This is a genomic window from Mongoliitalea sp., from assembly GCF_054166905.1.
Genome location: NZ_JBSZCK010000002.1, coordinates 23,005 through 36,287 on the forward strand (window position 1 = coordinate 23,005; position 13,283 = coordinate 36,287).

Annotated in this window: 10 protein-coding genes; 9 read left to right on the forward strand and 1 reads right to left on the reverse strand. The window is 38.9% G+C overall.

Annotated features, from left to right (window positions below; genetic code table 11):
• Nucleotides 1-11: 11 nt before the first annotated feature.
• Genes ACXIUD_RS00275 through ACXIUD_RS00285 form a run of 3 tightly spaced genes read left to right on the forward strand, consistent with a single transcriptional unit; the run spans nucleotide 12 to nucleotide 4,397 of the window.
• Complete coding sequence (locus ACXIUD_RS00275) at nucleotides 12-2,438, forward strand: YfhO family protein (RefSeq protein WP_458050640.1); 2,427 nt, start codon at nucleotides 12-14, stop codon at nucleotides 2,436-2,438.
• 3 nt (nucleotides 2,439-2,441) lie between these two features.
• A complete protein-coding gene (locus ACXIUD_RS00280; protein ID WP_458050641.1) occupies nucleotides 2,442-3,485 on the forward strand; it encodes a glycosyltransferase family 4 protein in 1,044 nt (347 codons plus the stop codon).
• Nucleotides 3,486-3,491: 6 nt separating this feature from the next.
• Nucleotides 3,492-4,397 (forward strand): FkbM family methyltransferase, encoded by a 906-nt coding sequence (locus ACXIUD_RS00285; RefSeq protein ID WP_458050642.1) that lies wholly within the window; start codon nucleotides 3,492-3,494, stop codon nucleotides 4,395-4,397.
• Here the strand turns inward: ACXIUD_RS00285 and ACXIUD_RS00290 are convergent.
• Complete coding sequence (locus ACXIUD_RS00290; RefSeq protein ID WP_458050643.1) at nucleotides 4,390-7,323, reverse strand: PKD domain-containing protein; 2,934 nt, start codon at nucleotides 7,321-7,323, stop codon at nucleotides 4,390-4,392. The genes ACXIUD_RS00285 and ACXIUD_RS00290 overlap by 8 nt on opposite strands.
• Before the next feature lie 232 nt (nucleotides 7,324-7,555).
• Here ACXIUD_RS00290 and ACXIUD_RS00295 point away from each other — a divergent pair, with 232 nt between their 5' ends.
• The 6 genes from ACXIUD_RS00295 (at nucleotide 7,556) to ACXIUD_RS00320 (ending at nucleotide 12,829) form a co-directional block, all read left to right on the forward strand.
• Nucleotides 7,556-8,197: a hypothetical protein gene (locus ACXIUD_RS00295; RefSeq protein ID WP_458050644.1), complete on the forward strand. Its 642-nt coding sequence runs from the start codon at nucleotides 7,556-7,558 to the stop codon at nucleotides 8,195-8,197.
• Nucleotides 8,198-8,291: 94 nt separating this feature from the next.
• The gene (locus ACXIUD_RS00300) at nucleotides 8,292-8,756 is read left to right on the forward strand and encodes a response regulator transcription factor (RefSeq protein ID WP_458050645.1); all 465 of its coding nucleotides are present in this window, start codon (nucleotides 8,292-8,294) and stop codon (nucleotides 8,754-8,756) included.
• Nucleotides 8,757-8,956: 200 nt separating this feature from the next.
• A complete protein-coding gene (locus ACXIUD_RS00305; RefSeq protein WP_458050646.1) occupies nucleotides 8,957-11,413 on the forward strand; it encodes a hypothetical protein in 2,457 nt (818 codons plus the stop codon).
• Nucleotides 11,414-11,463: 50 nt separating this feature from the next.
• Nucleotides 11,464-11,937 carry a hypothetical protein gene (locus ACXIUD_RS00310; RefSeq protein ID WP_458050647.1) on the forward strand — a complete coding sequence of 158 codons (474 nt, stop codon included), beginning with the start codon at nucleotides 11,464-11,466 and terminating at the stop codon, nucleotides 11,935-11,937.
• A gap of 30 nt (nucleotides 11,938-11,967) precedes the next feature.
• Nucleotides 11,968-12,132 carry a hypothetical protein gene (locus ACXIUD_RS00315; protein ID WP_458050648.1) on the forward strand — a complete coding sequence of 55 codons (165 nt, stop codon included), beginning with the start codon at nucleotides 11,968-11,970 and terminating at the stop codon, nucleotides 12,130-12,132.
• 217 nt (nucleotides 12,133-12,349) lie between these two features.
• Entirely contained in the window at nucleotides 12,350-12,829 is a 480-nt protein-coding gene (locus ACXIUD_RS00320; RefSeq protein ID WP_458050649.1) for a hypothetical protein, read from the forward strand.
• The last annotated feature ends 454 nt before the right edge of the window (nucleotides 12,830-13,283 follow it).

A 13,283-nucleotide genomic window follows, 5' to 3' on the forward strand; every position in this document is an offset into this window, starting at 1 on the left:
GAAAAGCGCACATGAAATTGAATTTTCAAAAAGAAGTCCTACCTCATGGAATTTCCTTGGTTATTTTTTACCTAATCGTCCTTGTATATTTTTCTCCCATGGTTTTCGATGGTAAAATCATCTTTCAAAATGACATCCTACAATGGGAAGGTGGTGCCAAAGAAATCTTAGATTACCGCAAAGCCACAGGAGAAGAAGCCCTCTGGACCAATCGCCTATTTGGAGGAATGCCTGCCTATTTGGTCTCATATGAAATTCCAGGAGATATCACCAACTTTTTGATCAAAATCATTTCACTCGGCTTGCCACATCCGATCAATTCCCTGTTCATAGGAATGATTGGGATGTATCTACTGCTGCTTTCCTTTAAAATCAGAAGTGAAATCGCTGCTGTGGGAGCCATTGCCTTTGCATTCAACACCTTTCACCTCATCAGTTTGGATGCAGGCCATAATGCCAAAATATGGGCCATTTGCTTGATTCCGTTAATTTTTGCGGGTATTCATCTGGCCTTTGAAAAAAAATGGATACTTGGTCTCGCACTCTTTGCATTTGCCATGATGCTGCAGTTGAAGTTTAACCACCTGCAAATCACCTACTATACCATGCTGATGGTGATTATCTATGGATTTGGACGTATCTATGAAACCATTCAAGCCAAAAGCTATAGTCACTTTGCAAAATCAGTAGGAATACTTGTGATAGGCTTAGGGTTGGCAATTGGAAGCAATGCCAGTAGATTTGCAGCCGTTTTGGAATATAGCCCCTACTCCACTCGAGGAAAATCCAACTTGGCAGAAAATAAGAGCAATGCTTCCGGATTGGATAAAGAATATGCGTTTGCATGGTCTCAGGGGAAATTTGAAACTTTGACATTCTTGGTTCCATTCATACAAGGTGGGGCTTCGCAGGAAGCCCTGCCAAAGGACTCACAAACTGAACAAACACTCCGAGCCAACGGTATAGACCAAGCCCAAATCAACGGATTTATCCAAGGAGCTCCAACCTACTGGGGAGATCAACCAGGAACCGGAGGACCTATTTATGGGGGAGTTATCATGATATTCCTTTTTGTTATCGGCTTACTGTACGCAGATAAAAAGTGGATTTGGGTATTTGCCGGTATCACCGTACTTTCTGTTGTACTCGCTTGGGGGAAAAACTTAGAGTGGTTTAATTACACTGTTTTTGATGTCTTACCCGGCTACAACAAATTTAGAGCTGTTTCCATGGGGCTATGCATGGCCTTATTTGCCATCCCTGTATTGGGGAGTTTGGGCTTACAATCGTTGGTAAATCAGCAAAACAAAATTGATATTAAAAAACTATCCATTGCTTTTGGTGTAGTTGGTGGTCTGGCTTTCATCTTTGCCATTTTCGCCGGAATGTTTAGCTTCAGAGGAAATGTAGATGCCAATCTACCGGATTGGTTGGTGGAAGCAATCCGCTCCGATCGTAAGTCCATGCTGCAATCAAGTGCCTTTAAAAGCTTGGCATTTGTGAGTTTAAGCTATGCATTGATCATTGCATTCCTGAAAAACAAACTGAAGCTATCCTACACCATGCTGGGAATTGGTCTCCTCTTAGTCATTGATTTATGGACTATTAACAGACGCTATTTAGGAGAAGAAGCCATGCGAGACAGTCCATCTGCTCAATTTTTTGCTCAAACAGCCGCAGATGCCCGTATTTTGGAAGATAAAGACTACTACCGGGTTTTCAATATTGAAAATCCTTTCAATGAAGCACGAACCTCCTACTACCACAACAGTGTGGGAGGATACCATGGCGCCAAAATGAAACGGATTCAGGAATTGATTGAAAATGCCATACAGCCTGAAATTTCCAATTTTATTGGTAAAGCCCAGGAAGGAGACTTTGCTTGGGATGAATTACCGGTTTTAAATATGCTGAATACCCGCTACTTAATGGCAGGGAGATCTGCTGAGGCTGTTTTCAGAAACCCATTGGCAAATGGCCCTGCTTGGTTTCCACAAGAGGTGATTGCTGTGACTTCCAATGAAGAAGAAATGCAGCGCATCCGCCAAATTGATACCCAAAACATAGCAACGGTCAATCAGGTGGAATATGGAGAAGTTTCGGCAGGAGTTGGCACAGTAGAATTGACCAAGCAAAGTCCCGGGAAGTTGAGCTATGCAGCTGAAGTCAGCAAAGAAGGTCTACTGGTTTTATCTGAGATTTACTATCCAAAAGGATGGAAAGCGAGTATCAATGGAGTACCTACCGATATCATCCGAGCCAATTATTTACTCAGAGGAATAGTAGTTCCGCAAGGGACATCCAACATTGAGCTAAGCTTTGAACCGGACAGCTTCTACAAGACTAAAGGTCTAACCATCATATTCCAATACTTAACAGCTTTGTTATTGATTGGAGGGATTGGCTTTACATTCAAGCAAACGAGCACTACGAAATAACCCATGGGGAAGCCGCGATTATTGATGGTCATCCCGGAGATGCACAGCTTTATCCAACAGGATATTGCCATGCTTTCAGCAGACTATCAAATCGACATCAACACTTACAACTGGAGGAAAAAAGCCTTGGCACCATGGTTCCTGTTCTTACAAGCTGTGTCCCTTTTATTCCAACTGCCTTCCTATCAGGTGGTCTTGGTTCAATTTGGCGGCTATTGGTCTCTTATTCCAGCACTTTATGGGAAGTTGTTGAAAAAGCCGGTGTACATAGTATTACATGGGACAGACTGTGCATCCATCCCTTCATTGAACTATGGTAGTTTGCGGATTCCCTTACTGAAATGGTTTTGTAAAAAATCCTATGAATTGGCAACCAAATTACTTCCCGTCTCCGAATCACTGATTTATACCAAAAATTCCTTTATCGATTTAGAAAATCCGGTAATTAATGGTCTTAGGTATCACTTCCCCCATTTACAAGCGCCAATAGAAGTAATTCCCAATGGCTTTGATGTGGATTACTGGGTTCCTTATGAAGCCTTAAAGACAGGAATATCAACCTTTCTCACCGTCATGTCTCCAGCTCAATTCACGTTGAAAGGAGGAGACTTAATCCTTGCGTTAGCGGCTGAGAGGCCTGATTTTCATTTCAGGTTTGCAGGACTTGAATGTCCACCAAGCATCCAAGCCCCATCCAATGTGACTTTCTTGGGAAGATTGGATAAAGAAGCTTTACGAAAAGAATACCAAGCTGCCAATTATTATTTCCAGCTTTCCTGCTATGAAGGATTTGGTTGTGCCTTATGCGAAGCGATGTTGTGTGGGTGCATCCCCATCGTTTCTGAAGTAAATTCCCTACCTTCCATAGTAGGAACTACCGGAGTAAGCGTTCCCTTCCGAAGACTATCCAATTTAAAATTAAGCGTACAGCTGATCCATCAACTTTCACAAGGAAAAAACATCAACCTTACTTCTAGAGAGCGGATCAAATCACTTTACCCGCTGTCTAATAGAAAAAATTTACTCTTGGCAGCTCTTAAAGCCTAATAACATATGAAGGAAGTTTTTTATAAAATCATCTACCAGCCAACCATCAACTTTGCTCTCAGAAGACTGAATAAATTACTAATCCCTATTCTTCCTTCCTGGTTTCGTATTCCACCCAGTGGTCAAATCACCCTTGATTTATCCGCTAACAACAAACTTATCCTCTGCACCAACCAGACAAATTACTTAACGCAATTAGTCTATTGGGAGGATTTCAACTCATTTGAATACACCTCCTTGTTTTTGGAGCTCAGTAAGAACATCCGAGGATTTTTAGATATAGGCGCCAATATTGGTTATTACAGTTTATTAGCAGCCAAGCAAAATCCCGCAATCCAAGTCATCGCCTTTGAACCGGCCAAAGGTCCCTTGCATTACTTGAGAAAAAATGTGGAGATAAACTCGTTGAACAATATTCAGATAGAGGCGATGGCTTTATCGGAAAAAGAAGGAAGCATCACTTTTCATGAGGTACGAAGCCGAAAGTACCCCTATCTGCAGTATAATTTGGCAGGAACCGGAAGTGCTGCTGCCTTAAATAAAGGAGAGGCGTTTACTGTCAATGAAGTACCGACCACCACCTTGGACCAGTTTAGTGAAAGTATCAACTTTCCGATTGATTTAATCAAAATGGATACCGAAGGAACGGAACACTTGATTTTGGGAAAAGGATTGGAGACCCTGAAAAAACACCTACCCATTGTTATATGCGAGACCCTATTTCAAACCAATGAAGTGGAATTGGAAGCTATTTTTCACCAACTTGGATATGTGTGCTACAATCAGTATCCTGAAGGTTTATGCTTTACCGAAAGCATTCAGCGAGCAGTAGATAATGGTGTCAGAAACTGCTTTTTTGTTCACCCTTCCAAACAGCATTTGATTGAATCTTACATTCGTGAGATCACCTAATCAATATAAAAGAGCCTTTCTGATTGCTGGCAGGTTCCCCAATAATCTTGTAATCTAGTTGGTAAATATAGGTTCCTGCTGGAGCTTCTCTGCCTTGATGAGTTCCATCCCATCCTTTGGAATTGATATCAGTGGTAAAAAAGACCATTTCGCCCCAACGGTTAAATACTCGGAAGGTCAGGGATTCCAATTGAATGGCTACCGGAAAGAAATGCCTATTTCTTTCATCCCCTGAGGGAGAAAATGCCGTAGGCATTCGCAAGCTGCCAGCAGAGATTTCAATAGTTTCAAGCACCTCTTGCGTACAGCCATTGATATCCACCATTCTCAATCGGATAGTATATATTCCTTTGGATTGGTAGGTATGGGTAGGATTATCCAAGGTAGAAGTGGTGCCATCTCCAAAGTCCCATTGTACACTGGTGTAAATTGTTGGTTGTATGATGGTAAACTGAATCCTTTCACCGATTAAATACCCTTCAAACTGAGATGCAGGGTCCCCTTCGTATTCAAATGCTGCGGGTATAAAGAAAGCGTCAGAGTCCACAATGGTTGTTTGTCCCTCCTGAACGCAGCCATCCACCGTTACCAATCTCCATTCGTACCTACCTGATGGCAGTGCTCCAAATTCGTACTCTCCAGGTGCTGGATTCGGCAATGAACGTACAAAAGAGCCTCCTCTAGTAGGAAAACCTGTCAATTCTAACTTTTCAAAGGGTACATTTCCTGTCACTTCAAACACCAACAACCCTTCTCTGCCACCTGGACAAACATTTTCGAAAATGCTACGCTCATTTATTAATTCCACCCCAAAACCCTCGAATGGTCTAATTGTAAACTCTTTTTCAACCACACATCCTCCATCTACTACCCGAAGTACATAATCACCAGGAAAAAGACGCTGAATGGAAGCCAGATCTACTAAAGCATCATTCAAAAATATTCGTGTACTTGGCTTAAAGCCGGTGATTTCCGTCTCAAACGCCCTCCTACCATCTGTAGATTCACAAGCTTTATCTATTCGAATCTCTACCTCCAGAATATTATCAACTAGCAAAAAGGGTATATAACACCTGATTTCATTTTCATTAAAATTTGCAAAAAAAACGTTATCAGTAAGTGGAGGAAAAGGGTTACCTGAATTGCCTCCAATTTCAACTGCTCCTTCAAACATCGGGTTTCGATCAAAAAACCGAGTCCCATTGGGAAAGTATTGTGCCAGTACCTCCATAGGCACTTCTTCCAATTGCGAAAGATTACAAACTTTCACCTCCTCGTCAAAATCATTTAAACAAGTAAATCTCAAGTAGGTAAACACATCCAATGGAATAGATATTGGTGCAACGGTTGAACTACCTCTCAAACAAGCGCCGGCATCCTCACTCTCTACAATGAGGGGGATTTCTCCATAGGGTTGCCCGCTGCTTGCCGCAATACCGGTTATAAATCCATCCAACGATACGGTTGCGTCACAAAGAGTACTAATGATGTCACAATTTTCTGTCACCCGAACGGTATAATTGAGCCTAGCTAACACCTCTGATCGATCAGCCACTGGATCCAAGTTTCCAAAATCCCAACGCAGAATGGATGCTCCCGATGGATCCACAGTGTGAACTACATTAGTTGTAGTAGGATCTTGAAAGTTTTCCCCCGATGCTGACACGAGTTCAAGCCCCCTAGGTAGCTGCATTTCGATCCGGTTGCTCAATAAGCGATCGCTGCCAAGATTCCGAATATCTACTGTAAGTCCCAGTTGGTCGCCAGGGCTAAAAGTGCCCACAAAGTTTGTACCCCCATTGATCGTGAGTAATTGATGAAAACCCTCGATTGCGGGTTCGTCTACATCCACGGCAATAGTTAAATTGTAGATGACAAAGGTATCCCAATTGGTACCATACTTGAAGCGCAGACTGGTCTGATTATTACCAATAATTTCATTGTTGGGATTGTCTATAAAAAATGTAGCCAAATCCATCCCTGTATTATTTTTGAAGCTCGGAATGCGCCTGCTTTCTCCTACATTGATACTGGAATTAAAGAAGTTATCAGGGGTATTGGAATCATGGGATAGTCTGACAAAATCGTTGGTGCCTACACCTCTTTCGATGGCAAAGAAATCTCCGTTAGCACTGACATCTCCTTCACCTGCCATGATTCCCACTTTTACCCGCACATTGCCTTCTTCTTGGGTTTGAATGCCCTCTATTGGAATGATGAATTCCTCATCTATCAATCCCCGTACATACGCATACCCATCAAAAACGGTGATATCTTTTAAAGGGAGGTTGGGATTTTCATAGACCACTACCAAGGACCAACCCCCGAAGTAATAATTAGTACCTTGTAAAAGTGCTAAACCAAGACCTGCATAGAAGCCCTCTCGATGAAACTTCACATAGTCCGTCACATCTTGAAAACCCACAAAAATCCCTACATCATTGTCATTGTCCAAACCTTCAGGAAATCGGATGCTATTTTCATCTACCAGTATATTTAATCGATCTCCTGGCCTCGGTCCTTGAAAGATGATCTGCTGCTTATCCCTTGTTCGGGTTGCACCTTGATCTGTAATGGTGACAAACCTACTTTCCCCACTTCTCCCAGTCCAATACAATCCTGCAAACAAAATCTCTGTACATGCATGATCCACCCCAGCAGCTTGTGGAAATTTCAATTCTGCACCAGAAGAATTAATTTCTCCCAAGTGACCACCCACAAAAGCAGAGGTGTATATCATCCGGTTATCATTCATCTTGAAGTCGTCATAGTCCTCCAAGGTAAGATTGGTATTTCCGATGATTAAAAAGTCACCGTTGACACGGTAATTTTTTTTTGATGGGTCAGCCTGAGCAGCTCGTGGTTCAAATGGCACACGTACTTGTGAAAAAGCACTTTGCTGAATCAGTAGAAGTGCAAAAAACATTGAAAAAAAAATTCTGATCACTTTAGCGGAAATTTTAAACATTAGATCCTATTGAAAGTCACATAAGTACTCATTATTCAGGAAAACTAAAAAATTTGACGCAAATTTTTAGCATCCATTCGCATTTAAATGTATGCAACATGAATTATGCCAAAGCTTTAACCGTCTTAGCTGTTTAAAAATACTCCGTTTGGGGTATTTCATCAGTTTTTTTTTAATCTTAACTTTCACAATGATCGAAAGCATCAAAACCTATATTCTGGATATTTTATCCTTATTTGTTCCAGGAGCTATTTTAGTAGCTGTGCTCGGACAAATAGCCTGGCTAAGCGATTGGTTTCATACCATTGGCATCCACGAGTATGAGGGGTGGATTAATGTGGGGAAATTTTTGGTACTCATCTATATTCTGGGACACTTTTTATTTTCCATAGGCTCTTTTTTGGATGATTGGGTGTATGATAGATTCAAAGATACCATTTGGCCAAACAAAGAATTGCAGGAGCTTATTGTGGATTACAAAATTTACAGAACAGGAGTCAAAAGTGGCCAAGTAATCAATGCGTTCAAATGGTGCTGCTCATGGCTACTGATCCATCAACCGCCCCTCTATGAAAATATGGAGCGGCACATGGCCGAGTCCAAATTTTTTAGAAGCTTGGTAATCGTCGGATGCATTGGAATTATCGTGTTTTCCTATCAGGCAGTAGCTTGGCTAACCTCCCTCTCTGTCTTCGTGACCATTTTTTCCATGATCCGCTACATGACCCAGCGCAAAAAGAGTGTGGATATGGCTTATCAGGGAGTCATCACCGCCTCCCCTCTTGAATTTGAGCAATTCCTCAAACAGAGAAAAAGCAAAAAAGAAAAGTGAGAAATATACCCCAATTGGGGTATTTTTTATTTGTTTTAAAAACACTAAATTTATGTGTTTTTATTGATTTATTTTAGTCCCAATTCATTTTAGCATGTATAGATTTTTGGAAAATCATAATTTCAACTCCAAGCAGTTCAATAGTATCTTAGTCCCAAGTATTGCCCTCACGTTTTTAGGAGCAAATTACATCATCTTCACAGAAATTGGTCCCGTATTGCAATGGAAGACTTCTTTTGTGGTTTTGTATTTACTGTTACTCATGGGTTTTATTTTTTCATGGATTTACGCTGGCACGATGACCAAAAACTATCAGGTAGCGAAATCTCAGCTACAGGATGAAGAAGATCTTGAGATCAAGGATTTACAAGAAAAATTAAAGATTCTATCGAGAAAAGAGCGGGAAGTATTGAATCTTATTCTTCAGTTTAAGTCCAATCAGCAGATTTGTGATGAGTTGTTTATTTCTCTCAGCACACTCAAATCACATATCAATCATATTTACAAAAAATTAGAAGTAAACAAGCGTCAAGATATTTTGGAGCTTTTTGGATTGTAAGATTCTTTTCATAAAAATTATTCATACCTAAATTTTTTATGTAACCCACTTAAAATCAACCTATTTTAGAACCATATATAGATTTACTTTCCGAAAAAATTCGAGAACTTTTCATGAACTATTTTTCATTTGCATGCCCGTATTGACATCTAAGGTGTTGCGGCTTTTTAAAATGAAATACACGCTAACGATCTATTCCCATGCCAGCGATTGTAAATAAGCTTTTCGAACTCAATAAATTCAAGGAAACCGGCATCGGTTTATTGATCAGCTATGGCGGGTTTTCAGCTTTTTTACCGAAACTTTTGGAATCCGCCGGTTCCGTCAACGGCACCACCACATTTGATTCCCTAACCTGGTTTGCTTTATTTTACTTTTTACTGCCATGCTTCTTTTTCCTAACCTATTGGAGCTTTTTAGGATTTATTCCGGCCTGTGCCAAGCAAAAATTTGAGTCTGCTTGCGGAGATCTCATCAATAAATTTGATTACAAGTGGATTTTTTTTGCGATGAGAATCAGCCCATTCCTATTGTTTTTTTCTGATAAGTTTATTTTTCACTGGGGCACTTTTCAATACAGTTCCTTTATAGTCATCGTATGGTATGGAGCCATCGGAATTGCTGAGTTTTACTTTTTAAGTAAACGAATCGGACTACACTTCAGGGAATTCGAACTCGCACCCATCCTATTCCAGTCTGCTTTAAAATATGGATTGATTCTTTCTTTTTTGAACCTTGTTTTGGGTATCGGTTTCTTATACCTCTCGGAGCCTTGGTTTTTGTTTCGGGATAATATGATCGTGATTTTATGGATGACAATTTTCATCTACGGTTCAGTTGTCACGTCCTTATTTTTGAGAAAAACCAGGGTACTCGGGTACGAAAAACCAGATTTACGCTTCCTACTTGCCCCTATGCTATTAATGTTTGCCCTGATATATCTACTCCCTCATGTCAACCGCAGCATGTATTTGTTCAATAGTTCATTTGACAGCTCCTTAAAGTCCGTATTAGTTGATACTGCAATTTTTTTCGGGTTTTTAGCACTATTGCTTGTCTTTGTAATCTTAGCCTTCAACTATGGATATCAAAAAATCAAACAATTACCCCAGATCATTGTCCTAAAAATAAAAACGCTCTCAGCAGTAGAACTCCTGATATTAATTGGTTTTTTGCTCATTCCGTTCTTTTTTAAAAGTATGATGGAATTCGAAAATTTTGAATACTACGATAGGCGGGTGAGTGCAGCTGAGAATATTACGGACAGAAAGTTGGTTCCCTCCTTTGAAAATATTGATGAGGAAACTATTGATCAACAAATTGCCATACTGAATTTTATTCATAAGCATAACCATCTGATTTACCTTCGGGGCAATTGGAGCAATATCGAAGATGAACCTATTCGCTTTTTCAGTCTGATCGACAAGTATGATACCAATTTGCTCAACTTCCTTTTCAATCCAGAAGATGAAATGGAGTTTTTCACACCTATCAATGCTGCCTATTTCAGAGACAATAATATCAAATTGATTCGAATGCGTAGTTTCTTTTATGGGAGTTACGATAAACAGGCACAGCAGATCAAACCTCCCACTAACCAACAGGAGATCAATGCCTTCTACTCCAGACTGTTCACCAATCTTAAAACGACAGTTTTTCCGAAAACCATCATCCCGCTGAGCTACAAGAGCAAAGAAAATGAGGTATTGGTGCATTACCTGCATCCATTAAATTTCTATTCTTATGTAGTAGATCATTACGAAAGTCAAACGGAAGTTTTAAAACGCTTACAGGTAAATCTAAAGTATCTCAAGTCCCTAAACTCCTTTTTGGATTTGCCTACCAATGCAACTTACCTGAAAAACACATCGATTTCGACGGAGAAAAAGGAATTGTTTGGTAAAATCGATGCACAGATCAACTCGATTGTAGAATTTCAAGGAACAGGTCTTACTGTTTCTGAAGACCGAATTGAGCTTTATGAAAGTTACCTCAATGAATTTTTGCCTCTCAAACAAAATCAGTACACGGACCGGATCAAAAATGCCCAAGCTATTTATCAGTCCTATTTATTCGATTATCAGCGTATTGGTTTATTCCTTTTTCTGTTTCAGGTAATCTTGTTTGGGACTGTATACCTGGAATCCAGAAAAGAGGTCAAGCGCATCAAAGAGTTGAAGGAACGCCTGGATAGAGAAACCGATCCGGTATATGAAATCGATAAGGAGCAAATTGAGGAAAAGCTACAATCCTTAAACCCTGTTTTTATTTCTCTGGTAACAGTGTTAGCCTTGATGTTTCCCTTGATGCGTGAGATAAAGGCAGAAAACATCGATCCTACCAAGCGCTTTTGGATGCTCAACCTGTCCAATTGGTATGCACCGGAATTGGTGTTCCCGAGTTCAAGCAATAGACCAAGCCCTGCCCGAGAGGAACCTAAATCACCGGCACCTCCTTCTAAGTCTGACTTTCAAGCAGCAGACCTGGAAAGATTTCGCACCCTCGAACGACGGATACAGCAGCTACAGGTAAAATTAGACTCCTTGGAAAGTCAAAAGATCTTCGAATACAGCGCCCTCAGTTTGGAGATTGAAGCTTTGAAAAAAAGTTTGGATGCTGAGACGGTAGTTGCGGAAAATAGGGAGCTGGAGGAGTGAAATGTTCTTAGTTTTTTAGATATTGTATCTACTAATCCTTGTACAATACTATGCATACAACTTCCTCTTTATTCCTGTGCTTTTTATTGTTGCTTTCAACCACAGTTGTAGCTCAGATTAATCCCGAAATTGAATTTCCTACTCTGAAAGAATCAGGAAAACTCGAAAAAAATAGTGGTGGTCAATTGGTAGGAAAATCGGAGTTGACAATTTCTATGAATCCTACAGATGGCATTCCACAAAGTAAAAAAGTCAACGCACGTATCTATAAAAGGCCTTCAACTTCGTTTCCACTAACGCTCCATGTTTGGTATCTTTTTGATAATGCATCCAAAGCAGCTTCTGGAATTATCTATAATTGGGGGCTGTATAACCCCAGCTTCAATGCCAATGAAAATGTAGCGCTTTTGCTCGATCTGAATAAACAAGAATCAGCCTTCGTCGAAAAGTTTGATAGCTTGTATTCAACCATTGTTCAGAAATTTGGAGAACCTGATTTTTCAGAAGAAGACATTGACGAGTAACATATATTAGTAAAGTCTCGCACATGGGATTTGAACGACCGTTATATCACCTTGAATCTCTCCTTTGCCAGAGAAATCAACAATTTCCCAGGCATCGGTTATCAGACCAATGATTTTAAGATTGAGGTGGTGGTGAGGGGGAATGATTACTACCAACAGACAGTGTTATTTATCCTAAAACCATTAGAAAAATAATGAAATACTAATTTGGAAGTCATTATTTCTCAACAATTAATTATCAAATTATAAATATTTTTAATAATTACGAGTCCAAACAATAGTATGAATTAAGAGCAAGAAAGGATAAAGGATGAGGAAAGGTTGAAATTAAAAAATAGACCTTTTTTGAAACTTTAAATTTTTCGAATTAAAAAAAATTATAAAATATTTGAACAAACAAATACATACAGCTATGATAAATTACTTAATAGAATCAGAAAATGATATAAATGACAACGTTCTTTTTTATATCGAAGATCAAGCAAGGCTACTATTAAACTTAAATGAATTCGATATTCAAAATTATATGGACAGCGAACTTTTTAATCCTGAAGTTCTTGAATTTTTAGAGGATGAATCAATAGCAAAAAGCTTAGAAAATGAGCCTGAAATAGATAATGCTGATTTAATATTGAATAATTTTGAAAAAAATTTTTTTTTAAATATTGGTAAAAAAATAAGGTTCAAAAAACTCAAAAACAAAATTAGAAAAATAATTTGCAAAGCTATAAAAGAAATAAAAGACCTAGATGCAAAAGAAATTATTGGTGCAATATTATTAGCTTTAATTCCGGCTTTCGGTTCAGGAATCCCAGCATTACTCTTTCCATTTATTATTGGATTTATAGCACTTATTTTGAAGTATGGTGTAGATTATGTTTGCCCTATTTAAGATTTTTTTTAAAGTTTAAAAGTGGAAAAAAATTGATACATGCAATTCAAAATTTATTTCAATTAAATTTTATGTTCAAAAAAATAATTGATGATACTAATATTGAGCCATTTAATCAGATTTGTTATATTGAAACATACCGATTAAGGACATTAAAAAGCAGAAAATATAAATCAACAGGTTTTTTTATATCACCTAATGTTATTTTAACAGCAGCTCATAATGTATTTTCAAATAGTCTGACTAAAGTTACAAAAATAAAAATAATTCCTGGCAGATTTAAAGAAAATAGCACATTTGATATAATTGAATTATATGTATATCCGTAATTACACCAGTAGCCAAATAAATATATAATGACAGTTAGTGACAATTGCTATTTGTGATCATTCAATGTATCTAAATTAGGTCAAAATAAACGGTTTTGACCATGAATATTGTAAACTTCATCAAT